23 protein-coding genes and 1 pseudogene are annotated in these 23,928 nt (G+C 48.8%); 10 read left to right on the top strand and 14 right to left on the bottom strand.

Features of this window, described 5'->3' with window-relative positions:
- The first annotated feature begins 63 nt into the window (after positions 1–63).
- The 4 genes and pseudogenes from ACIDITHRIX25_RS88850 (at position 64) to ACIDITHRIX25_RS88835 (ending at position 2,751) form a co-directional block, all read left to right on the top strand.
- Positions 64–1,218, top strand: coding sequence for an IS1634 family transposase (locus ACIDITHRIX25_RS88850; protein ID WP_201732943.1), 1,155 nt, complete (start codon positions 64–66; stop codon positions 1,216–1,218).
- A 38-nt stretch (positions 1,219–1,256) separates the two neighbouring features.
- The gene (locus ACIDITHRIX25_RS88845; RefSeq protein ID WP_052606873.1) at positions 1,257–1,955 is read left to right on the top strand and encodes a hypothetical protein; all 699 of its coding nucleotides are present in this window, start codon (positions 1,257–1,259) and stop codon (positions 1,953–1,955) included.
- Positions 1,956–2,398: 443 nt separating this feature from the next.
- Positions 2,399–2,692 (top strand): annotated as a pseudogene (locus ACIDITHRIX25_RS88840) (transposase); the annotation flags it as partial.
- On the top strand, positions 2,653–2,751 hold the full coding sequence (locus ACIDITHRIX25_RS88835) for a transposase (RefSeq protein ID WP_160291899.1): 99 nt from the start codon (positions 2,653–2,655) through the stop codon (positions 2,749–2,751). The pseudogene ACIDITHRIX25_RS88840 and the gene ACIDITHRIX25_RS88835, both read left to right, overlap by 40 nt.
- Before the next feature lie 109 nt (positions 2,752–2,860).
- Here ACIDITHRIX25_RS88835 and smc read toward each other — a convergent pair whose 3' ends face one another.
- The 11 genes from smc to ACIDITHRIX25_RS88780 all read right to left on the bottom strand — a co-directional run bounded on the left by smc (position 2,861) and on the right by ACIDITHRIX25_RS88780 (position 15,993).
- Positions 2,861–6,373: a chromosome segregation protein SMC gene (gene smc / locus ACIDITHRIX25_RS88830; protein ID WP_201732434.1), complete on the bottom strand. Its 3,513-nt coding sequence runs from the start codon at positions 6,371–6,373 to the stop codon at positions 2,861–2,863.
- A 64-nt stretch (positions 6,374–6,437) separates the two neighbouring features.
- On the bottom strand, positions 6,438–7,292 hold the full coding sequence (mutM, locus tag ACIDITHRIX25_RS88825) for a DNA-formamidopyrimidine glycosylase (protein ID WP_201732433.1): 855 nt from the start codon (positions 7,290–7,292) through the stop codon (positions 6,438–6,440).
- An 8-nt stretch (positions 7,293–7,300) separates the two neighbouring features.
- Complete coding sequence (gene rnc, locus ACIDITHRIX25_RS88820) at positions 7,301–8,134, bottom strand: ribonuclease III (protein ID WP_052606869.1); 834 nt, start codon at positions 8,132–8,134, stop codon at positions 7,301–7,303.
- A 10-nt stretch (positions 8,135–8,144) separates the two neighbouring features.
- Positions 8,145–8,450, bottom strand: a complete 306-nt coding sequence (locus ACIDITHRIX25_RS88815; protein WP_235347860.1) for an acyl carrier protein — start codon at positions 8,448–8,450, stop codon at positions 8,145–8,147.
- A 30-nt stretch (positions 8,451–8,480) separates the two neighbouring features.
- Positions 8,481–9,458: a phosphate acyltransferase PlsX gene (plsX, locus tag ACIDITHRIX25_RS88810; RefSeq protein WP_052606868.1), complete on the bottom strand. Its 978-nt coding sequence runs from the start codon at positions 9,456–9,458 to the stop codon at positions 8,481–8,483.
- Between the two features lie 2 nt (positions 9,459–9,460).
- The gene (gene rpmF, locus ACIDITHRIX25_RS88805; protein WP_082058827.1) at positions 9,461–9,640 is read right to left on the bottom strand and encodes a 50S ribosomal protein L32; all 180 of its coding nucleotides are present in this window, start codon (positions 9,638–9,640) and stop codon (positions 9,461–9,463) included.
- Between the two features lie 126 nt (positions 9,641–9,766).
- Positions 9,767–10,273, bottom strand: a complete 507-nt coding sequence (locus tag ACIDITHRIX25_RS88800) for a YceD family protein (RefSeq protein WP_201732432.1) — start codon at positions 10,271–10,273, stop codon at positions 9,767–9,769.
- Between the two features lie 6 nt (positions 10,274–10,279).
- Entirely contained in the window at positions 10,280–10,840 is a 561-nt protein-coding gene (locus ACIDITHRIX25_RS88795) for an ATP synthase subunit B family protein (RefSeq protein WP_052606866.1), read from the bottom strand.
- Positions 10,841–10,862: 22 nt separating this feature from the next.
- Complete coding sequence (coaD, locus tag ACIDITHRIX25_RS88790; protein WP_082058826.1) at positions 10,863–11,342, bottom strand: pantetheine-phosphate adenylyltransferase; 480 nt, start codon at positions 11,340–11,342, stop codon at positions 10,863–10,865.
- A gap of 523 nt (positions 11,343–11,865) precedes the next feature.
- A complete protein-coding gene (locus tag ACIDITHRIX25_RS88785; RefSeq protein ID WP_201732431.1) occupies positions 11,866–14,109 on the bottom strand; it encodes an ATP-dependent DNA helicase RecG in 2,244 nt (747 codons plus the stop codon).
- A 183-nt stretch (positions 14,110–14,292) separates the two neighbouring features.
- Positions 14,293–15,993, bottom strand: coding sequence for a DAK2 domain-containing protein (locus ACIDITHRIX25_RS88780; RefSeq protein ID WP_201732430.1), 1,701 nt, complete (start codon positions 15,991–15,993; stop codon positions 14,293–14,295).
- A 125-nt stretch (positions 15,994–16,118) separates the two neighbouring features.
- Here ACIDITHRIX25_RS88780 and rpmB point away from each other — a divergent pair, with 125 nt between their 5' ends.
- The 3 genes from rpmB (at position 16,119) to ACIDITHRIX25_RS88765 (ending at position 18,210) form a co-directional block, all read left to right on the top strand.
- Entirely contained in the window at positions 16,119–16,310 is a 192-nt protein-coding gene (gene rpmB, locus ACIDITHRIX25_RS88775; RefSeq protein ID WP_082058824.1) for a 50S ribosomal protein L28, read from the top strand.
- A gap of 14 nt (positions 16,311–16,324) precedes the next feature.
- Positions 16,325–17,374, top strand: a complete 1,050-nt coding sequence (gene hemH, locus ACIDITHRIX25_RS88770) for a ferrochelatase (protein WP_201732429.1) — start codon at positions 16,325–16,327, stop codon at positions 17,372–17,374.
- Positions 17,375–17,889: 515 nt separating this feature from the next.
- Positions 17,890–18,210, top strand: a complete 321-nt coding sequence (locus ACIDITHRIX25_RS88765; protein ID WP_052605857.1) for a YbjQ family protein — start codon at positions 17,890–17,892, stop codon at positions 18,208–18,210.
- 387 nt (positions 18,211–18,597) lie between these two features.
- On the opposite strand, the gene ACIDITHRIX25_RS88760 is transcribed toward ACIDITHRIX25_RS88765, so the two are convergent.
- The 3 genes from ACIDITHRIX25_RS88760 to ACIDITHRIX25_RS88750 form a co-directional block, all read right to left on the bottom strand.
- A complete protein-coding gene (locus ACIDITHRIX25_RS88760) occupies positions 18,598–19,284 on the bottom strand; it encodes a haloacid dehalogenase type II (protein WP_201732428.1) in 687 nt (228 codons plus the stop codon).
- A 39-nt stretch (positions 19,285–19,323) separates the two neighbouring features.
- A complete protein-coding gene (locus ACIDITHRIX25_RS88755; RefSeq protein ID WP_201732427.1) occupies positions 19,324–20,043 on the bottom strand; it encodes a mycothiol-dependent nitroreductase Rv2466c family protein in 720 nt (239 codons plus the stop codon).
- 187 nt (positions 20,044–20,230) lie between these two features.
- Positions 20,231–20,881, bottom strand: a complete 651-nt coding sequence (locus tag ACIDITHRIX25_RS88750) for a peroxiredoxin-like family protein (protein ID WP_200891259.1) — start codon at positions 20,879–20,881, stop codon at positions 20,231–20,233.
- 105 nt (positions 20,882–20,986) lie between these two features.
- Here ACIDITHRIX25_RS88750 and ACIDITHRIX25_RS88745 point away from each other — a divergent pair, with 105 nt between their 5' ends.
- From ACIDITHRIX25_RS88745 to ACIDITHRIX25_RS88735, 3 genes are all read left to right on the top strand, one after another.
- Positions 20,987–21,571 (top strand): TetR/AcrR family transcriptional regulator, encoded by a 585-nt coding sequence (locus tag ACIDITHRIX25_RS88745; protein WP_052605854.1) that lies wholly within the window; start codon positions 20,987–20,989, stop codon positions 21,569–21,571.
- 526 nt (positions 21,572–22,097) lie between these two features.
- Positions 22,098–22,268 (top strand): hypothetical protein, encoded by a 171-nt coding sequence (locus tag ACIDITHRIX25_RS88740; protein ID WP_160291830.1) that lies wholly within the window; start codon positions 22,098–22,100, stop codon positions 22,266–22,268.
- 649 nt (positions 22,269–22,917) lie between these two features.
- Positions 22,918–23,091, top strand: a complete 174-nt coding sequence (locus tag ACIDITHRIX25_RS88735) for a CsbD family protein (protein WP_082058676.1) — start codon at positions 22,918–22,920, stop codon at positions 23,089–23,091.
- Positions 23,092–23,928 lie beyond the last annotated feature (837 nt).

Here is a 23,928-nt window from a genome sequence, read left to right as displayed (position 1 = left end):
TATTGCTACCCCGGTCGAGTGGATAGCAACTAAAATATATAACAGTCACTTCCAGCAAATACACTGACGGTTACCGATCTCTCTAAGTTTCACAAGGATAAGGTCTATGCAATTGCAGATAAGCTCTATGACGCTAAAGCCGTCATAGAGCCAGCACTCTATAGAGCTAGCTCTGATCTCTTTAGGACGAATACCAGGCTCTTTCTCTTTGATCTAACAAATACCTACTTCGAAGGTTCTACTAAGGGGAACTCCCTAGCTAAACATGGACATTCCAAAGAGAAGCGTTTTGATTGCACATTAGTTTCTCTGGCACTACTTGTTGATCACCGGGGACTACCCATCTACTCAGAGATACATGAGGGCAATACCTCTGAGCCTAGAACTCTCATTAGCGTACTTGATGCCTTGGAGTCTCTATCGGATGGATCTCTCTTTGGGGATGTTGTTCCTACCATTGTGATGGATAGGGGAATTGCTACCAAGGCAAACCTAGAACTTCTCATTAAGCGCAATCTCAACTACGTAGTAATTGAGAGAGCTAACAAAAAGAGTCTCTATCGAAGCCATTTCATGGAGATGGAAGGCTTCACCGAGATCTACGATGCCCAAGGATCCCCAGTACTGGTGAAAAAGCTACAAGTGGAACCACAAAAGCCACACGGGCGAGTGAGAACACAAGTACAAGGACAAGTGAAAACACAAGTACAAGGACAAGTGCAAACGCTAGAAGAAGACACCGGCACTGACGACAATAACAGTAATGGTGCCACCAGCAAGAATACCGGCGACAGCAGCAACGGCGACAGCAGCAGCAAGGGCGACAGCAGCACCGACACCAAAATCATCAAGAGCGACAGCAGCACCGACACTGACGACTATATCCGTAATGGTGCCACCGGCAAGAATACCGACACCGATGACACCAAAATCACCAGGAGCGACAGCACCGACACTGATACTAACGCCACCTCCACCTCCTCCTCCTCCATCTCCACCTCTTCCACCAACAACAACACCACAACCGTGGTGTTGTGTCGTTCTTTGGGGAGATCCAAGAAGGAATCAGCGATCTCTAGTCAAGCTAATGAGAGATTCTTAGTAGATATCACTTCGTTGAGTACCTCAATCACAAAGGGTTCTATATCTAAGACCACAGTTGTCTCAGAGCGTATCGGACGCATCAAGACCCTCTCTGCCAAGATTGTTGTCACCTAGCTTGATTTTGTTTCTAAGAGGGCGAAGATGGAATAGACATGAAAAGGTATCCTGCGGAACTAAAGAATAAAGTAGTAGCGGCTCTATATGAGCTCGATAACTCAGAGCCCGCGAAGGCTGGCGCTATTGCAAAGATCGCAAAAGATCACGGTATCAATGCAAACGTTGTCTACCAGTGGAACTCAGAGCGCAAGATCAGTGCAAATGCAGTTAGCGATAAGATCAACAAGATCAAAGCTGTTGTTGACACAGCTGCTATGAATGAGCACGAACTCGGTTCATGGTTGAGAGCTAATGGTGTTCTAGCAGAAGATTTAGAGGAGTGGCGAAATACCTTAGAGTCAGCCTTTGACAATAAGAGTGCTGCTAATAGGGCTCACCAGGTAGAGCTTGATAAAGAGCGTAAAGCAAGAGTACGAATTGAAGCTGAACTTCGACGGAAAGAAAAGGCGCTAGCAGAAGCTGCTGCTCACCTCTTCATCTCGGTACTTGCCTATCACCTCCTTAGTGCTATTGAGCTGACCTTGAGGCAAAATAACGATAAGAGAAGATGGTCAACCATCAAAGAGCAACTCAACAGTCACCGCCGAGCCACCATAGTTCTTACATCAGATAAAGGTGTCGTCTATCACATCCGCACTAGTGGTGTTTCTGAGCCGGTTCACAAAGAGATCTACCGTCTCTTAGGAGTTAGTGATCCCCTTAAACGGATCAAGACCATTGCGACGCATTTGTAGTGTCCCAACGTAAGACCACATACTCAACTAGCTGGGAGAATGGTTTGATTTTCGGAAAGATGGGTTTGGCGGTCTAGCGAGTTGAGAAACCTTTGGATGTCGTACTTGTTCGCAGAGCGCTTGGCTTTTCACTCTCCTTGACGCCTAGGGCCATGAACCCAATCGACGCCGTGGTTCCATGACAGTGCTGCGCTATGTCTTGATTATGGCATGACTGTGGCATGAGTCGTGAACTAGGCGATACGATACGCCTGTCAAGGTGACCGAGATGACAGCGGCCCTATAGGATGCACCTTCATTATCCGGCGTAGACTTGAACACCATATATCACTACTGTAGCAGTAATTAATGCAGTAATTAATGCAGCAATTAATGCAAGATATAGCGCACTATATGACCGATGATTGGCGTAACCCAAGGCATGTGGTCTATATCAATTTCATGCACACATTGTAGTGGTTCCTAAATATCGCCGTTATGTGATGACGAACAGAGTAAGTAACGAGATCAAATCCGCTCTCATTGAAGTATGTACTCGTTTTGATTCCATCTCCGATGCTTTTGAGACAGACGGTGATCATGCTCACCTGTCGATAACCAACGCAGCTAAAGTTGCTTTATCAAGGCTGGTGATGTTGATGAATACGCTCGCAGCCATGAGAGCAAGCCAAAGAACTGGCCGGAAGTCCGAGATGCTTTGTGGGGGAACCACTTCTGGTCACCCTCATGGTCGATAGTGTCTTGTGGTGGAGCACCATTAGAGACTGTGAAGAAGTACGGTGAGAAAGTACGGTGAGAAAGTACATAGAAAACCAGAAACTCCCTAGACGTAAAGAAGGAGGACCAAGAAGGGATGGGGTCGCTTGACCCCCTCCCTTACGGAAGGGGATTGCGCTTCCGTTGGTTCAATCTTGGCTCGACAAGGTCAGTTGTCGCGCTTTTAGATTCTCAATCACAACCTTAGAAGAGCCGCTCTCGGCCATCGACACTCCAATAAGTCGGTTAGCTATCTCCATCGTTCTCTTTTGGTGAGAGATCACAATAAGTTGTGCATGACTACCAAAACTCTCCAAAAGTACCAATAGTCGGGACAGATTGAGATCATCTAACGCCGCCTCCACCTCGTCTAAGACGTAAAAGGGAGAGGGCCTCGATCTAAAGACCGCAAATAAAAAGCCAAGAGCCACCAAAGACCGCTCTCCACCTGATAGAAGCGGTAGTCGCCTAAGTGTCTTGCCGGGGATAGAGATATCGAATTCAAGGCCAGCTTCGAGAGGATTATCCTGATCGGTCAAGACCAAAGAACCTCTTCCTCCTGGGAATAGCAGCTCAAATGTCTCCCTGAAGTTATTATCGATATCTCGATAGGCACTCAAAAAGACCTCTTTCATCTCCTTGTCTATCTGACGGGAGATGCTCCTTAGTTCAGAACGAGACGAATTTATATCAGCCAACTGGTCTGTAATAAATTTATGACGCTCATAGAGTTCTTCAAGTTCAACCTTAGCCAACTGGTTGATTGGTCCCAAACTAACAAGTTCATCTTGTCTTGCTTGAAGAGTTGAAGCTGCTTGAGTCGGCTCGATCCCTGCCAAAATAGGAATCTGCATCGCTATCTCAGGGGCAATTTCAAGCTCCCGCCAAATTCGTTCGGAGACTACGGCGCTACGAATTGAGGCTTCACGGATCGAATCGTGCAAAGCCACTAATTCTTCGGATGCAGTAGAACGCTCGAAAGAGAGTCTTTCGATCTCGCTTCGCAACATCGAGATCTCCTTGGATAGTTGGGCCTTGGAGATATTGACCTCATCGAGTTCTCTAGAAGTGTCAGTTGAGATCGTCTTCACCAACGATTCAATCCGCAAGACCTCTGTAATTACGCCCTGGTAGCCGATCTCATAACGATTCAAACGTTTGACTTCGATCTCATCGCTGGCGTACTTCTCCTGCATCTGTATGATTTCGATTTCATTTCGGGCTAGCTCCGCATCTACACCGGCCAACCTCTCTCCCAAACGAGCCAATTTGACCTCCAATTGGGATCGCAATTGGCGAAGCGCTGCTCGCGAACGAGATAGATTGGCAAGCTCAACGCGATGGTCATCTAAGTCACCTCGAACCATCCCAAACTCCTCCTCCACCGCCTTTAATTCCTCGGCGATGGGAACTAGGGCAAGATTTAGCTCATCTATACGAATCAAAGCTCGAGCTAAGGAGTGGCGCGAGGCCTCTTGATCTTGGTCAAAACGTCCTTTAGCATCATTTATTCGATTGCGCTCTCCCCTAAGTCGCTCAATCTCCATCGACGACCGACGAACGACCGCCTGGTTTGAAGAGACCTCCTCTGAGATACCACGCCTCTTCGTCTTTAGAAGGCTGACTTCGCCGGTAAGAGTCGATACCTCACTGCGCAGCTGATCCTTTCGGTCGCGCGCCTCATTGATCGCGCGCCGAGAGACGACGGCTGCATTCTCAGGAGCCTCAAAACCAAAGGAGGTAACTCGATCCCTATTGGATGTAACCAATGTTATCTCTGGATGCGCCTTCACAATCTCTTCGGCCTCATCCATTGAACCCTCAAAGAGGTAAATATCGCCAATCCATCTTGCAACAATAGCTGCAATTGCTGGATGAACATCAAGTATCAGCGAACCGATTGAGACCAATCGAGGTAGCTCACGGAACGAAAGACTTTGCCATTGCGCGCCCTCAAAGCCAGCAACGATCAACGCTCTATCGGAGTACTCCTTAATCTTTTGAAAGCCAAGAACTCCCTTTTGACGATTGGAGGCGACCACTCCCAAGCCATAAGAGCCTAAAGCTGCCTCTACGACCTCGCCGTAGCCCTCTTTTACCTCAATTAGCTCTGTAACCACGCCTATAGGTGTATCCACAGTTGAAGCAGTCTCTAGCTGCGACTTAGAGTGAAGCTTGGACAGTGCAGATTCAAGGGTGCTCCAAATTGCATTCGCTTCGGCCCCAGCCTCCCGCAAAAGTGAAAGGGAGCCTTCACGAGCATCGATCTCTTGGTCCAATGCACTCAGCACAGGGACGATCTCTTCAAGACGCAGGTTTGCGCGCTCAAGAAGTTCGCTACTTGCCAAGATTGCGCTATCTAGTTCACCAAGGCGAGAGGTCGTCTTGGTGCCCTGGGAGTCCATTGTCTCTATAGCGCGCGAAGCACTATCGAACTCCCTCTTGGTGGCGTTTAGCTCACTTGTCAGCTCACTCTTTTTAGCGAAAAGGCTGCGTTGAGCTGACGAGATCTCTCGCTCTTTGGATTCTAAGGTTGCAACTGACTCCATATTAACGAGTGAGGACCGCTTCTTTAGCTCCGCCTCTTTTTCTTCGAGGTCGTCCAATTCGGGACCCATTCGAAGAATCGATGCATGCAACTCCTCTTTAGTCAGAGTGAGCGCTTTACTCTTTTCCTCCAGGGCAATAATGCCCGATCGATTAGAAAGCAGCGCTATCCTGGCTAAATTTTGCTTCTCACGCTCTCGCCCAAGCGCTAGTGTAAGTGATCCTCGGGCCAAAAGTGCATCTAGTCGCCTCATCTCATCAATCAGTTTGGAATCATCGATCAAGAGAGCCTTAGCCTCTAGCTCTTGGAGGCGTTGGCGATAGGTAAACACTAAAGCACCTAGCGAATCGATCTTCTCTTTGAGTACCGCCTCGGCTTCATCGCCACCTTGTGAGAGCGATAGATGCTCACGATATTGTGACCCTAGGATATATGCCTTCAATTGAGCGATCTCATCACCCAAATCGATGTGACGCTTGGCCGCCTTTGCTTGACGCTCTAGCGGCTTTATCCTCCGGTTGATATCTCGCAAAAGTTCCTGTGCGCGGGCTGACTCCTCTTCGACGACCCCGAGGCGCCGCGCCGTGCGGTCTTGGCGCCTTCGATATTTAGCGATACCGCTGGCGTCTTCTATGGTCAAGCGACGATCGCTAGCCTTAGCATCTAATATTACATCTAGGTTTCCCTGAGAGATGATGGTGTGTTGGCCACGTCCGATTGAGGCATCTAGTAGTAGTTCACTCAGATCGATCAAACGACAGTCCCTACCGTTTAATTCATACCCTGACTCGCCCGAACGCGATAGATGACGTGTTATTGCCACCTCGGCCAATTCTAAAGAAAGGCGTCGCTCCGCATTATCTAGGACTATTGTAACTTTCGAAGACTTAGCCGCTCCCCGGCTTTGGCCACCCGCAAAGATGACATCTTCCATCTTGGCACTACGAAGCGCCTTTGGTGTCTGTGTGCCAAGAACCCAGGAGATGGCATCTACGATATTGGACTTGCCCGATCCATTTGGCCCAACCACAACGTTGATCCCTGGGGCAAACTCAATGGTAGAGCTGTCTGCAAAAGACTTAAAGCCGCGTAGCGAGAGAGACTTCAGATACATCTATTTATCTAACTTCCAGAGCAAAGATACATTTACACCAAACACAAAAGCAGCTCCTGATCGATCAGATCTGACAGATCCGACAAAAAAAAGAGGAGCGGCCCTTGGATACGACTCTTACGATTTGATCACCGCATCGTAGGCACGGCTCGCCTTCTCTAGCGTATGCCATATGGAACTTCTGTGCCGCACCAATCTCTCCGGCGATATCACGATAGGTCCGATCGAATAAGCTCGACCCGCGCAGCTCTATAGCTCTGGTGAGAATCTTTCTTATCGAAGTGATCAAAGTGATAAATTCTTCCTCTGAAAAGGTAGAGGGCGTCCTAAAGGGCGCAATCGCGGCATCAAACAAGATCTCATCGCCATACATGTTGCCAATTCCACCAATTAGAGCCTGATCCAAAAGCTGCCATTTAATCCCAATCGAACTCGAAGTGGCACGAGCTTTAATTAGCGCCAAGGGGTCAGAAGATAAAATTGCATCGGGTCCCAACCTCCGCAAACTAATAGGCATTGGATCACCGTCATAGCTGTCAAATGCAATCCAACCAAAGGTTCGTGGATCTATAAAGGCCACAATCGTGCCATCATCTAGGTGAACTCTAAAGTTGGAGTGACGAACATAGACTGACTCCTCTCCCGTAAGGCCAGATGAGCGCAGTTGACCACTCATTCCCATGTGAAGAATCAAATGACCGATGAATTCATGATTGCGAGCTAAATCGACAATCAGATGTTTAGCATATCGCCTTAGCGCCACTACTTGCGTTGAGACAACCGAAGCCTCAAAGTCTTCGAATGAGGCGATCTTGCGCACCGTTCGATCACGAAGTGCCTCTACACGTTCAATTCTACGGCCCAAAACTAAAGGGGATAGTCCTTGGAGTAAGGTCTCAACCTCAGGTAACTCTGGCATTGCACTGTCTAACCTAAGATCTCTAAATCCACTAGCGCCCTTCGAGCCGCTCTTTGTTCTGCTTCCTTCTTGGAGGTACCTTCACCTCTTAGACGGCGTCCATCGGCCAAGATCACATCTGTGACAAATAATGGAGCGTGATCAGGTCCGGTCTTAGTGGACTCATAGACCGGCATGGCTAGGCTAGCCTTGGCAAAGTAGATCTGCAACTGACTCTTTGGATCTAAGAGCGTCTCACTTAGAGATATATTCTCAACATCTATCAAAACGGTACGATCGATCAACTCCCAAGCACAAGCAGCACCTAGATCCAGATAGATAGCACCAACAACTGCTTCAAAGAGGCCAGCCAAAATTGTACGCTTCCCTGTGCCACCAGTTGCTCGTTCTCCAAGACCCAAAATTACAAAGTCATCCAATCCCAACATGATAGCGATCGAAGCCAAAGCATCAGTATTGACCAAAGAAGAGCGTGCTAGCGTTAAAAACCCTTCATCACGATCTAAGTAATGAAGGTATAGCGACCATGAGACCCGAGCCTCGATGATTGCGTCACCTAAGAACTCAAGTCTCTCATTGTCTAATAAGGATGGATCTTCCAAAGAGGCTGATCGATGAGTAAGCGCAACTTCTAGGAGAGGAACGATTTCACGAAGGATCAGAGCCACCTCACCACTATCAATTAACGCAAGGTCGCTACTTCCAAGGTCTATGAATAAAGAACTACCTTTTATCTCTGGCGGTCCCACAGCAGAGATAAGGTTCAAAAGAGTGGGCAAAAAAGCCTTAATCGGAGAAAAACGCTCTGAAGATGACTCTAGATTATCTCTACCTTTACCCAACTTTTAGGGCCTACTTTAGGATTTCAAGCTTTGCTGCAACATACTCAACGGCGTCGAAGACAGTCTTGAGGTCCTCAAGGTCTTCGTCTTCGATTCTAAAAGTATGATCACCGCCGGAAAATTCCTCTTCCATCGCCTCAACAAGTTCAATTAGCGCGAGTGAGTCAGCGCTGAGATCCTCAGTAAATGACTGATTGATTAAAATACCAGAAGGGTCTATCTCCAGAATATCTGCAAGATTATTCTTGATCGATTCAAAGATCTCATCTTTTGTGGAGTAGGTTGCTTTTCCAGTCACATTGACCTCCGGGGTCACTAGGGTGTCTTGATCTTTTACAGTTCAAATCTAAAGAAGTACGGATTTGGCCAACTTAGCAGCCAAATCATGCTCTGCTAATCGCATTGAGGTAACAATCGCGTTATAAATCGCCTTAGGAGACGATGAGCCGTGTGAGATAATACAAATTCCATTTACACCGAGCAACATAGCGCCACCATGGGTATCAGGGTCCAATTGATCTAAAATTGGGAAAAGTTTAGGAAGGGCTAGGTCGAGGATCTTGGATCCATCTTCACCACTACCAAGTGCCCCAAATATCGCCTTGGCCAAGGTCTTCATGGAGCCTTCGAGGGTCTTTAGAACAACATTGCCCACAAAACCATCGCAAACTATAACGTCGACGTTCTCGCTCATCACGTCGCGACCTTCAACATTTCCAATAAAGTTGATTGAATTCGCGACCTCTAGGAGGGGGAAGGCTTCTTTGACGAGCTGATTTCCCTTGCCCCGTTCTTCGCCAATTGACAGGATTCCAACGCGGGGCTTTTCGATACCTAAAAGCTCACGCGAATAGACGGTACCCATTTGAGCAAATTGCACCAACCAAGGTGCCATTACCTCTGAATTTGCTCCCGAGTCAATCACTACAGTCGGGGTCGAACCTGGCACCGGTATCACAGTCGCTATTGCCGGACGAGCGACCTTAGGAAGGCGTCCGATCTTCAAAAGGGCAGAGGCCATCGCGGCCCCGGTGTTCCCGGCTGATATCATTCCAGAAGCCATACCGGTCTTTACAAGCTCGGCACATCGCACCAGAGATGAATCTCGCTTGTTTCGAACGGACGAAGCCGGATCGTCGTGCATCTCAATAACCTCGGATGCAACAACGACCTCAAATCCCTCTTTCGCAAGCGGACCAACTACCTCTTGAGTACCGACCAAAATCAGCGGTGCATGAAGTTCATCGATGGCCCTCTTAGCGCCTTCGATAACTGCCGAGGGGGCATTATCCCCACCCATCATGTCAATAGCAACTGGAAGCAATACTATCGAACCTCAACAGCCTGACGGCCATGGTACCAGCCACAGTTAGCGCAAATGATATGAGGCCTCTTGGCAAAGTTACATTGAGGACAAGTGCTCTTAGAAGGAGCCTTTAGGACCCATGCACTCGCCTTTCGGCTTCTGCCTTTTTGCTTGGATACCTTACGCTTTGGAACTGCCATCTTAACATCTCTTTCGAATCACTAGCAAACAAGTAAGGCTGCTAGAAAATATCACCAAAGCTCATTACTTGAACTTTGCCCAAAAGATTCTAACACCCTTACAATGGTGCTCCGACACATCCGGCCTTAACGAAGCTGATCAAGGATAGAAAATCGAGGATCTCGCCCCTGATTATCATGGCCACAGCTAACTAAATTCTTGTCGACCCCACAGGTAACACAAAGGCCCGCGCACTCCTCCTTACATAGAGGTGCCGGTGGAAGGGCCAAAACTACGGCATCTCTGACCATCTCTTCAAGATCGACAAATTCACCGTGGATTGGATAGGTGTCCCCCTCGTCCTCTTTATAGTCAGATTCAAAGAGCTCTCGAATCTCTACGACGAGGTCCGCTTTGCTATGACAAAGACATCGACGACATTCCGTTACGATATTCACCTTTGCCACGCCGCTAAACATCACTCCCGAATGCACTGCTTCCAATGAACCCGATAAATGCGTAGTAGAACCCTCCTCGACCCACGCAGAGGATACGAACTGATCCCCTATTAGGCCTGCAAGTTCTACCTCTAGAGGTTCTCCTGGATGGCTCAGCAGCTTGGTAACCGAAACCTTAAAATCTCTATTGCCCATAACGTATCAACTCAAATCTTGATCAAAGGGTATCTCTCCCTCTCCAAATCCAACCTCGACCTCAAGAGGTAGCGGATCAACCGGCGCCATAGTGTGGGCTAGCTTTTCACGTCCAGCCTTTATAGCCTTCATGACCCTAGAGAGTGCAATCTCAAACTCAGCTAGCTTCTGGTCGGCATAGTCCTCGGCATCAAATCGCAGTCGAGCGGCATCTTCTCTGGCCATCATCACTATTCGGTTAGCGCTTGCTTGGGCTTGGCGAACGACCTCTTGCTTTGAGACCATCGCCTCTGCGCGATTTCTAGCTTGATCCATTATCTCTTGGGCTTCGAGGGAAACCCGATCGAGATATTCCGCCTTCTCCTTGATAATCCATTGCGCCTCGCGCATCTCAGCAGGAAAGCGGTCCTTGGCGAGAGAAATCAGATACAGCATCTCGTCGCGCGACACCAAAACAGAAGCCGATAAGGGCATAGCCTTGGCGCTGGAGACAATCTCTTCCATGCGGTCCAAGATGCCACTTAGAGCAACATCTTGTCTTTCGGGATCTTGGTCAAAACGCGTCATAATCCCCGGTCTCCTATTGAACTCACTCTCTAAATTTAGCAAGTATCGCGTTAGCTATAGGCTCTGGTACCATCTTTGATACATTACCCCCATAGGATGCCACCTCTCGGAGCAGTCGCGACGCTAAAAATGAATATTCAGATGACGTTGGAATAAAGATTGTATCTATCCCGGAGAGTTGTCGGTTCATCTGAGCCATTTGAAGTTCATTTTCAAAGTCAGAGACTGCCCTGAGTCCTCGAATGATAACGTTAGCTCCAATTTCTTCGGCAAGATTTACAACCAATGTAGAGAGCGCGACGATCTCTACATTGTCAAGGTGAGAGACTGATGCCTCTATGAGTTCCTGTCGCTCTGAAAGGTTAAATAGAGCAGATGCCTTTTGAGGGTTTCTCATAGCCGCAACTACCACTTTGTCAAAGAGACGAGATCCTCGCTCGACGACTTCCATATGGCCGTTGTGAAAGGGATCAAATGATCCAGGAAATAGTGCAACTCTCAACTTTTGCTATCCCACCCAACTGATAAATCTTTGTTCATGCCGATATTGCTAAAGAGATAGCTCTTATCTCGATCAATCGTATCTAGCTTTGCGCTAACGTGCGAAACGAGACATAGGTATCACCATACACCTTTAGCGTAACCTCGTTATAGTTGGGGTGTTGTGCAATTTGACGATTTGATTCAACTACAAGGAACCGCCCAGGGCGGAGTGAAAATAGAGTGAAAATAGAGTGATAATAGATCGTCCCACTCGCTAAGGAGGCAAATAGTAAGGAAGAATCGAATAAGGCCAAGTACAGGGGGGGCATCCAAGGTGCCCAACTTCTTTTATCCCTCCGCCAGCGCCACCTAAAAGACCCCAGATCAGCCACAGCTCTAGGCCTTTAGTGAAGATTTATAGTTCCTAATTTCACCATCTAAGATAGGCCCATCAAAGAACACGTCATCAAAGAAGTGGTCAAGGATGAAGTTGTAGCTATGAAACCAGGTGCATAATCTAGTGTCATTTGAGCAAGAATAATTCAATTACGCGTAATAAAGTCGCCTTGATCATTACCAACAAAGAGTTCTATTTCAGCGCTTAGCGCTGGGTAGTTTGAGAGGGTTGGATCATTTCCAACGATCGTCCTTGAGACCGACCTCGCCTGGTTTAAAAGGTCCCGGTCGCGAAAGAGAGAGGCGATCCGCAGGTCACTACGTCCCTTTTGTCTAGCGTTGAGTAGCGTTCCCTCGCCACGTAATTCCAAGTCAGCCTCGGCTAGGACAAAACCATCACTAGAATCTACACAAGCCGAAAGGCGAGAGATCGTAGTCTCTTCCACTTCACCCAATTGAACTAAATAGCAATAAGACTGATGGGCGCCTCGTCCGACACGGCCTCGGAGTTGATGGATCTGTGCGATGCCAAAACGTCCTGCATCCATGATGACCATCACCGTAGCATTGGCAACGTCCACACCAACTTCGATCACCGTGGTTGCCACCAGGACATCGATCTCATGGTTTCGAAAGCGCTCCATGACGAGAGCTTTATCGTTAGTAGCCATCTGACCATGGAGAAGACCCAGACGTAGACCCGAGAGCTCACCGACAGAGAGTTCCTCGTAGATCGCAGTCGCCGACTTTGCCATAATCTTCTCTGAATCTTCCACCAGCGGACAAACTACATAGCACTGCCTACCTTGGGCTACCTCTCTACGAACCCGAACCCAAGTCCCATGGAGCTGTTCCTCATTCTTTGCCCACTTGGTAATGATCGGACTTCGACCTGGTGGAAGCTCATCGAGGACCGAATAGTCAAGATCACCAAAAATGGTCATGGCTGCGGTACGTGGAATTGGTGTCGCCGTCATAATCAAAGTATCGGGCTCGAAGCTTCCGGAAGAGATCGATCGTTCCTTTAAGATCGCACGCTGTTCTACACCAAAGCGATGCTGTTCGTCTACGACGATCAAACCCAGATTTAAAAATCTAACACCCTCGCTCAATAGCGCATGGGTACCAATCAAGATGTCGCACTCCCCTTTTGAGAGCTCGTCTAAGAGTCGACGCCGATTCGAAGCGGTGACCTTGTTGGTCAAAAGACCAACGCTTAGTGGTCTTTCCTTATCTCCAAAGAGCCCGCCGTCGCCAGAATTTGGAACATCAAGGCCACTTAGCAGTCTTGAGATCCCTATGTAGTGCTGATCCGCCAAGACCTCGGTCGGAGCCATAATAGTAACCTGGTACCCCGATTGCACAGCTATCAAAGCAGCCACCACCGCTACAAATGTCTTACCGGCTCCGACATCGCCTTGTAATAGTCGATGCATTGGAACCCGCGATGCCATATCGTTACTAATCTCAAAGATCACTCTTATCTGAGCCTGAGTTGGCGCAAACGGGAGCGAAGAGAGAAATCTCACCAAAAGGTTATCAGAGCTATAGTCCCCTAGGGTCGGTTGGTAGCTTCCCTGCGAGCGCGCACTAAAAGATGCTTTCGGAGCGATCCTCATCGAAGTTAGATACTGCACACCATTTGAATTATGGGAGATTCCCCCGGCCGCCAACTCCAACGAAACCTTCTTGGCGACCAAATGGGTTTGAAGTCGCAAAAATTCATCGAAAGCCAAGCGGTTCCGAGCATCCTTATGGTCGATAGGGTCCTGAGGTTGATGGATCGCCCTAAGCGCTTTGGATCGCGAGATCAAACCGAGCCCCTGAAGCATATTCCGGGGAAGTGGATCGATCAAACCAGCTGTGTAATTTAACACTTTTCCAATGAACTTGGGCATCTCATCAGAGCGGAAGCCAAACTTTTCAGAGTGAGGATAGATAGGTACTATCCGCCCCGTTCGATCTCCTATGAGATCAACGATAGGGTTTACCATCTGTAAAAAACGGCCAAACTTCTCTACTTTTCCATAGAGAGCAACCTCTATATTGGCTTTGAGCTGGTGCTTTCTCCAAGACTGATTGAAGAATACAACTTTGATAGTTCCTGTTTCATCAGCTGCAATTGCCTCAATTATCTCACGGCCTTTACCTTGAAACTTAGCTCTCACTTCACTAATTTTCACGAGCAATAGAACATCTTGGCCAAGAGAAGCAGTAGATATCCCGCTTCTATAGCGTCGATCTACATAACGTCGAGGGAAATAGGTGGCCAAATCGTAGGCCGTTAGGAATCCCCCCTCGGCCAAAGCTTTCGCCTTAGCTGGGGTAATTCCATCAACCGAGGAGATCGGAAGGTTGACCAGATCCAAATAATTCGAACACGTGTTCATGTTATCTTAACCTACCAGGAAAGACCCACGGGGATTCGCTGCCAATGCTTGAATCGACCCGGCTACGGGTACAGCCACCAAGTAACCAAGGAGCCTTTTGAACTCGATTTAAAAAGTCGACTACATAACAACTATGTCAAAGTCACGGTCGCATTTGACCATCTCAAACAACTATGGATACGCCTATTCTATCCCTATAAGATATGGATAGAGCGGCTGAGCACCGTGGTGCAATTCAACTTCTATTTCGGGAAAGTTTATATTCAACCATTGCGTAATCTCCCGGGTTATCGCCGAAGTTGACCCTTCGCCTTCAATTATGGTTACGATCTCTGAGTCATCTTCAAGCAACTTCCCAATAGTATCCACAACTGTATCTTCAAGCGACTTAGAAACTGCAACCAATCCTTGGCGCGATAGGCCGATAAAATCACCAGCGTGGACTAACCCGGATTCGTCGGAATAATCCCGAACGGCTTGAGTGATCTCTGCAACAGTTACCCTCTTGGCACATTCACTCATGGACTCAAAGTTTTCGTCAATGGAAACCATCGGGTCGAACTCGACAAGTGCAGAGAGGCCTTCTACCACGCCTCTGGTAGGAATGACTCTGACACACTTCTTTGAGATTTCAGCGGCTATCTGGGCAACAGGAGTGACGTTGGTATTATTTGGCAATACAATGACATTGTCACCGGGAACTTCCTCTATAGCCAAGAGAATCTCCTCCGTTGACGGATTCATCGATTGGCCGCCTTGTACGATCCGATGAACCCCCATTGAGCGAAAGATGCGCCTTATACCGTCCCCATTGGCAATCACCACGACTGCTGTATTTGGTATGACGTCGGTCTCGGCGCTAAAAGGGTCTGGAGCTCCAGCTCCGTGGGCTTCAACAACCCAACGCTCTTCGGCGATCTCTTCAAAGAGGTCAGTGACTCGAATTCGCGATAGTAAGCCACCAGCAATGCCTGCCTCGATCGATCCACCAATGTCGTCAGTATGGATATGGCAGTTATAAGTTCCATCTTGGCCAACGACCACGATCGAATCTCCAAGTCCTGCCCAAACCTCACGAAAGTTCACCATGACGTTCTCATCGTGGGACTCAAGGATGAACATGACTTCGTACCGCGGACCCAGCTCATGGCTCTCGCTAGGGGCTACAAAGTCATCTTCTTTCGATCTAGTTGGACCTGGAACTCGACTCTCAAAGAGAAAAGGACGATCGGTGCCCCAATCAAAGTCGCCATTGGAGAGAATTCGACAAAGCCCAGCAACAAATAGAACAAATCCGGCGCCGCCTGAATCGACCACATTCGCACGAGCAAGAGGAGCCAAAAGAGAAGGAGTCCGCTCAAGGGATGCCTGTGCTTCGTCAAAGAGGCCCCGGACGAAGTCGCCCAGATCGAGGTTTTCGCCCAACGATTTAGCCCTTTTGGCAACGTCAGAGATAACCGTCAGAATAGTTCCCTCTACGGGGCGCAATACTGCGCCTCGAGAACGAGTGTTGGCCTCTTCCAACGCACTCTCAACGTCTTTGGCTGTGACCGGTTGATCCGAATGAGCCCCAAAGACACTACAAAAGGCGGCTACGACCTGGGACATGATGACCCCGGAGTTGCCTCGAGCTCCTAGGAGTGCTCCTTTTGAGATCTCTTTAAACCTTCCGGCGCTCCCGGCGCTCCCCGACTGACTTTGCTCGGAGGCGCTTTGCGCGTCGATCACATCCACAGCCGAGCGAATCGTGAAAAACATATTTGTTCCAGTATCCCCATCGGGAACTGGAAATACATTCAATCGGTCTATTCGATCCCGATATGCTTCAAGAATCCGTGCATAAGTGCTCAACAACTTCAAGAGCACGTGCCCTTTGTCTTCCATATTCAAACAACTCCCTGAGCCAATGCTATAAGAGAATAGGGAACTTAGGGGCTAATTCGCCCAGTTATCTACTATGCTGATACAGCTGTTTTGATTTAAAATAAAAAGCGCGAGGAGATAGTGCGTTGGCATCAGTTTGCGAATTATGTGGCAAGAGTCCTCACTTTGGAATGTCTCTAAGCCACTCCCATAGAAGAAATAAGAAGCGTTGGAATCCAAATATACAAAGAGTCCGCGCAGTCGTCAATGGAACCAACAAGCGAATCAATGTATGTACCTCTTGCATTCGTTCTGACAAAGTTACCAAAGCCGTCTAGCTATTATTGGTTAGGTGACTAACCAAGCGATCTTATTTTTATCCTTCGGCGGGCCCAATGGACCCGATGACGTACTTCCATTTATGGAGAACGTTACGAGAAATCGACCGATACCCCGCGAGCGCCTTGTAGAAGTCTCAAAGCACTATTACATGTTTGCGGGGAAAAGTCCTATTAATGAGATCAATCTCAACCTCATCGAGCGCCTCGAGGGATCGCTCGCGCTTAGGGGGATTGATCTGCCCGTCTACTTTGGCAATCGCAACTGGGAACCATACCTAGAACAAGCAATCCAACAGATGATAGACGATGGGATTAAAGAGGCACTCTACTTCGTCACGTCGGCCTATAGCTCTTTTTCTGGATGTCGACAATATAAAACGGAAGTAGCCGACGTCCTAGAGAAGCTAAATGCTCCAATCAAGTTGACCAAACTTCGTCAATTCTGGGATCACCCAACCTTTGTGAATCCCTTTATCAATGACACCATCCTAAAAATAGACAAGCTGTCCAAGATGCATCCCCTAGATGAGATCGCTCTCCTGTTTAGTGCCCATTCGATCCCACTGTCGATGGCATCAACCTCAGACTATGTCCAACAGCTTGACGTAGTCCAAAATCATATTCTCAGTCGTGTAAACCATCACTTTAACTTTAAATTTGAAGCAAGACGTGTCTATCAATCACGCTCAGGCCCACCCAGTCAGCCCTGGCTCGAGCCAGATATCTCTAACGAAATCGCCAACCTCTACCAGATAGATCAAAAGAGGGCTTTCGTGACAATTCCTATCGGTTTTATCTCCGACCACATGGAAGTCATCTACGATTTAGACACCTTGGCCAATAGCAGTGCCAAAGAACTCGGAGCATCTTTTGAGAGAGTAGTGACGCCCTCAGACGATCCTGCGTTCAGCGACTTAATCGTCGACCTAATCGAGGAGGTAACCTCCCAAAGACCAGCGCCCCATATCGAGGGCTTTGATCGCCCAGCCCTGCAATGTCGGACGAACTGCTGCCAAATACCCCCAACGTCGCCAAACGATTATGGTCAAAGACACAGCTAACACGACGACCTCACCAGACAAGACAAAAGTACCAGCCAAATATGACTTGGGACAGGGTCTTATTTGACTGACATTTGAATAATTGAGTGACTCCATAAAGGGCTCTTTGTGCCCTTTATTGGCCATTAATCTGACAATTGAGAGCCATATCTGTGGGTTCAGGAAGGCTTGTCACCTTCGATTTCTAATAAATAGTGACACCGTTTTTTCGTAGCTAACCTCTAGGGGTAAGGAATGAGTTGCATCCAAAAAAGCAAAAGGACCAGGGCAAGCTCCCCGCAACAAATCTTACAACTTACGCTTGAAGCTATTGCCATCGGAGCGACTTAGCCAGTCCATAGGATGCATATAAAATCTATTAGAAACTCATGAATTCAAACGAAAGAAGCCAACACTGAATCCCCCACTACGGCAACTTAGACAACTATTAAATTGCCAATCTTCAGTGCGCAGTGAGAATTTTTAGGACTAAATTATAAGATAAGTGGACTAAGACACAACTTAAGAAGGTAAAGATGCTTGTAACCACCATGAATGATCTGCCTGGATACGAGATCGATGAGGTACTGGGAGAGGTATTTGGTCTGACAGTCCGTTCGCGAAATATTGGTTCACAATTTGGAGCTGGTCTCAAATCAATCGTGGGTGGAGAATTGAAGGGACTCACCAAAAATCTTACCGAAAGCAGAAACGAAGCCATGTCGCGTATGATTGAGGAAGCCGAGGCCAAAGGCGGCAACGCAGTAATTGCATTCCGCTTTGACACCTGTGAAATGGCAAACATGGGAACTGAAATCTGTGCATATGGAACGTCGGTACGAGTTCGCGCCATTTGAAACTTTTAATTTAGAAATAGTCTTTTGCGGAGAGATGGCAAACGGAGCCACCTAGCTCGGCATAAAGCAATTATCAATAAAAATAAGCACTAAAGTCAAGCCATTGCCCAATGGCACACCACGAGGCACGATATTTACGAGCATTGCTACCCAATCGACAATTGGCGATCATTGGAGTGCGCAAAAAGCTTCACTTTTCGGCACACTCCAATGATCTTGGACCACGGGCGCTTTCAAGCAACTGGTACTAATTGACAAAACAGCCCTTTGGATTTTGCTTAGAATTGTTGATATAAAAGCAACCCGATCCAAAAATCACATTAATTTTGGACCAGTCAATCGAGACCCACGACAGTAGGCTTAAGACCGCTTCATCAACCGCTACGCCTATGGCAAAGCCAATAGTTGGTCTATAACACCATCAAGCGTTGAAGTCTCAACATGAGGCTGAGTAAAGGCCCTGGGCCACGGTCTTTCTGTTCTATTCACCCAACCGGTAACAAGACCAGCCCGCGAAGCGCCATTGAGATCCCAAGGATGTGCCGCAACCATGGCGAGTCGCCCCGCTTCAACTCCTACCTCCCTGCTAGCAAAGTGGTATGCCTCTGGCCGTGGCTTCCAGTAACCTACCGAGTCGACCGAGAGCACGTGGGTGACGAGATGGGAGAGGCTCGCCCGCTCGATCAGGCCAGCCGTAACCGAAGCGCTTCCGTTCGTAAGAGCAACTACGGGGATATTGGCTTGGACCAATCGTCTAAAGGCTGGCCCTACGTCAGCGTGAGCCGGTAACTCCCTAAAGGCGTCGAGCAGGCCGGCAGCCACATCCGTGGGAGGATTGCGACCAAGTGAGGCGAAGACCTCATCTAAGGCAATCTCAACCAGAGATACGAAGGCTGACGCGTCCCCAGCAGCAGCGAGTGCGAAACCATCACGCAACACGACCGCGAACCACCAATCAAGAGCATAAGAAGGTAGACCCATCGCCTCAAAATTAGGACGGAGCGCGGACAGGTCGAACAGGGTTTCGTTGACATCGAAGACTACGACCGATGGTCGTTGTGCAGGCGCGCTCACGATATACCGAATCGACTGAGGAGAGTCCTATTCATAGCCTCAGCTTCCCGCAGTGTCGCGACGATGTCCTTGGTGCCAATCCTCTTGGGCGCCAACCACTCCCTCTTCGATCCCGAATGCGCGTAGCTGTGGCGTCTCGCGCAGTGACCGCTTCAGCTCTGCAAAACCACCAAAACGTGCAAGTGCAACAACGTGGTCCCATAGCTCCGCGGCTTCATTAGGGTTCATAAGTCGGCTAATAACCGGGCCAAAAAATGCAGGACCCTCAGGAGGCTCAAAATGCAGAATCGGAGTGCCTACATCCCGACCGGTCAAGGCTAGCGCTCGATCGGTCTCTTCTTGGATCTCAGGGTCAAAGGTGGTGTCAAACACCGCACTCGCCAGCCCAACGCGAAGTCCGAGTCCTTCGAGGATCGGCGCCGCAAAACCCTCCGGGTCTCGATGCAGGTCAGCCTGACGACCGGGGGGCGAATCGAAGATCTCCGCCCCATAGGCCGCGTACAGTGATCCAATCGCTTCACTCCCATATTCCTTGCGAACTGCTGCGGCGACTCGTAACAACTCTAGACCAGCTGCGTGGCCTCGCTCATAGCCAGCTGGAAAATGGCTCGCGTAGTCGATCTTGGCATTCACGAGACGCAACGAGATGAACTTCCACTCAACGCTATAATCGCGTTGCCCCGAAACCTCGCGAACCCATTTGCTCGTCATCCACGCGAATGGACAAACAGGGTCAAAATAAAAGTCAAGTTCTGCCATTATGCTTCTCCTCTAAGTAAGTGGCCCTCTTCAACTAAGAACTGGGCGGCCCCGACCAAATCTTCAACATAAGGTCGGAAATAGAACATTGAATTGATCAAAGACAAATGGATGATATCATCCCCTCGAATCAAGAACACGCCGGCCTAGCCGACGAGTTCTTGATTCGAGATCCTTATTGCTGGGCTCATAGTGCTTTCAGAGCAGCGATAACTTCATCGGGCTCGGCGCGCTTGGTATAGTCAGCGTCCGCGTAGCGCCATGCAATGGTCCCGTCAGTACGGAGAACATAGGTTGCCGGCAGAGGCAGCTGGAAAGTATCGTCACCGTTGGCTTTAGGAAGATCAAGGCCGAAACCGGCATAGACCTCTCGCAAATCCTCGGAGAGTGTGAAGACAAGCCCGTAGGAATCGGCGACACGGTTGCCCTCATCGGAGAGGACCGGAAAAGCGAGCTCAAGTTTTTCCGCCGTCGACAACGAATTGTCCGGGGTCTGAGGCGATATCGCCACTAAAGTACCGTTTGCTGCAGTAATCTCAGGTAGCTTGGCCTGCAACGCTCTCAACTCAGTTGAGCAATATGGACACCAACCACCCCGATAGAAGGCAAGCACCACCGGACCCTTCGCAAGAAGGGAAGATAGCTCTACTTTAGATCCATTAGCATCCGCCAGGCTAAAGTCAGGAGCTATAGCACCCACCCCAAGGCTTGATCCCACGATTCCCGAGGCGGCCACATCTGCCGTTGCCCGGTCCATCACTGCTAGTTTCTCGGTGGGAATCCTTGCCCTGCCTGCTTGGTTCTGCGCCTTAAGCTGCTCCGCAAGACTTATAGTCATATTGTCTCCCCTGTTGTTGATCTGTGTTCACACACGTCGATCCATCGTACAGACGAAAAAACAGACCGATCTGTCTATTTATTTCCTCAAGATAAGATTAAAAAGATGGTTGTAAAAATATTAAGCGCTCACGATCGGCTTCTCGATGTTGCTAGCCGCCTTTTCTACGCCGAAGGCATTCATGCAATCGGAGTCGACCGGGTCATCGCCGAAGCCGGCGTCGCCAAAGCCACCCTGTACGCCCACTTCGCAAGCAAGGACGAACTCGTCGCTGCCTACCTCGCCCGCCGAAGCCTCGCTTGGACCACTGCAGTGAGCGAGCGAGTAGATCGATTCCGAATGAAGCCATCTTCCTCCTCCACCCCGATGGTGATCGCGGCCTTCGATCTCCTCGCCGATCGAGCCGCAAGCCCTGGTTACCGCGGATGCCCATTCATCAACGCAGCTGCAGAGTTCCCTCATCAAGGTCCAGTCGCCGAGCAGGTCGCTGCCCATCGTCAACGTGTCAGAGAGACCTTCTCCGAACTCATTGGTGAAACCAACCGGGACCCCGGTCTCCTTGCCATGATCGTTTCCTTATACGACGGCGCTATGGCTGCCGCATACCTTGACCACGACGCCACCGTCGTGGGTCATGCCCGCCGGGGTGCCCTCGAACTCCTACATCGCCATGGTGGCTCCCAACCTTAATCGACCACCGCAACTCTAGGCTGAGACCCAATTGTAGACATGCGAATAAAGACATGCAAAGCTTCAAGCTACTAGAAAACCGCCAGCCAAAGACATTGGCGATCTATCCTTCATGGCCTAAATGTAATGATGAGATTCATCATCCCTGGACTACGAACGCTATTAGATTTTCACTGTCCGGTGTTACAATTTCCCATAGGGCCGAGAAGGCTGAGGCGGCTTGCCCTCCCCTAGCGGAAAGAGACTGCGATCGCGTTGGTTGCATTCTCCACGTAAGAGCATTGTTTAATTTATACGGTAATTTTTATCGTTGGAGGTGGGTCACTTTAGTTCCATTGTTTACGATTCTCAATTTCCAGCAGCCCGACACAGCAAATCTCACGCAGAAATCCTGCGCCTTCACAGAGCTCTCGCACTGTACCGTCCAATAGCGGGCCTTAGAGGTTACGCCAAACGCGTTTCGTTTCTGGCCCACGGTTAACCGCCATGGACCAAACCAGCCCACTTGGAGAGGAAGTGCGAGAAGGTGACTACCTCCCGAGAGGCAAAGTTAACCCAGACGCTAGTAGAACTAGCAGATACACTAATGGTAGGATTCGACTTCGTCGAGCTGTTGACTGTCTTGGCACATCGTTGTGTCGATGTTATCGAAGTCGCAGCTGCTGGGCTAATGCAAATGGTCCCGACCGTACCCTAAGGATGATGGCGTCCTAATCGGAATCCATTCACTGTTGGAGCTGCAGTCAGAGGAAGGTACCCGCCTAGACTGCCTTTGAACTGCTTTACCGGTCGTAAACCAGGACTGGCACTCACCGGCAAGCGGTGGCCCCAATTCTCGAACCAAGCTCTTAATGCCGGTTGCCTCCGTGCACGCGTTGCCAATGCGACTCAGAGGCACCGTCATCGGCGTTCTGACCCTTTTAAATGCGGAACCTGCGAGTTTAAGGAGAGCCAAGGTTTGTATCCGCAGCACATGACCTGGCAGGCGTTGGAAGGCAAGTACTACTCACTAACAGCACTCTTTAGAGAATCATTGCCAATCTCCCACTTTCTATGCTAAAATAAATATGGAAGGTGGCCCAGACCCTGCTTCCTTCGACCCAGCCAACGGCTAGGCACGTCGAAGTGGAGGCAAAATGGATTCAGCATCAAAGTCTTTCCCAAGAGCGTAAGTGAGGGTGCCAATGCGACCCCTCCCAAAAGGCTAACTTTTCCAAGCAATGGTCTCAGATCTTGTGCGGCCAGTATCATCCTTCACCGCCGACCTACCTGACCCACAATAGATCGACACGCTCGGTCTCAAAACTCAACGTCAATCCCTCAAACCCATATCTAAGGAGCACGCTTTGAGCACCAAAAACAAAATCAAAAACAAGGTTCAGCAGTTGATCGGCAAAGTAAAGGCAAAGATCGGTAAAATCACCGGTAACAGAAGCCTACAGGCGCATGGAAAGTCCCAACAGGCGCGAGCCAACCTCAAACGAATAGCCGAAAAGGCAAAAGATGTCTTCAAGACCTGACCAAGTTGATGATTGCACCCTAAGGTCAAATCCTTTCATTCAAAGAAGAAAGGAGGACGAGTCGTGATCCGCAGACTAATTGGCATTGCAATTTTAATTATCCTGATCTTATTCATCGTTTCGTTAGTTCATTAACGTTTTGAATGACCTTTCCCCAGCCACGACAAAAGACCACACATCCCATTTGGCGTAATCTACCCCTCTTTAAATGCCACAATTGCCAATCCAGCCGTCATAACAAATTATCCCTGTCAAATTTCTCAAGCAGGAGCCATTTGAACTCTGATTCTCGAAGTCGAAGTAACGGATGCAAAAAAGCAAAGACACATCTATTGAGAAGTAGCTGGCCAATGAATTTTTAGAGTGCATTCGGTTAAATCGGTATAGAAATTCTGCCAAGCATGAGTTGGGTACGCTCCTCTGTGTCCGTGATAGATCACTTTGATAGATTTCTAGCAATTTCACATTGAGGATCTTGATCCATTTAAATGTTGTATTTTACGTATCGTCCTTTGATAGGGTAATCGAATCCTCTAATCCAAGTTCTTTGGGCACATGCTCCATAACCTGGATTACCGTCTCTCGTAAGCTTCGCATCAGGATATAAGCACTCAACAAAACAATTTGAGTGATTGGGCAAGTTCTCTTTGACTACGGTGAGGATCAGGATGGTTGAGGAAATTGCGCAACTCCGAACGATTCCGAACATTTTTATGGCAGACCTTTTAAGCTGATTCAATCGCCGATGTATCTGGGTTACCAAAAACTTGTGGTTCTCGTGGACAATTAGCTAGAGACGATTGGCTAGAACGGGATCATTGAATTGCCTCTAAACGC

Source organism: Acidithrix sp. C25 (assembly GCF_904848545.2).
The sequence above is the reverse complement of the archived record's forward strand: the minus strand, read 5'-3'. Positions and strand labels throughout refer to the sequence as shown.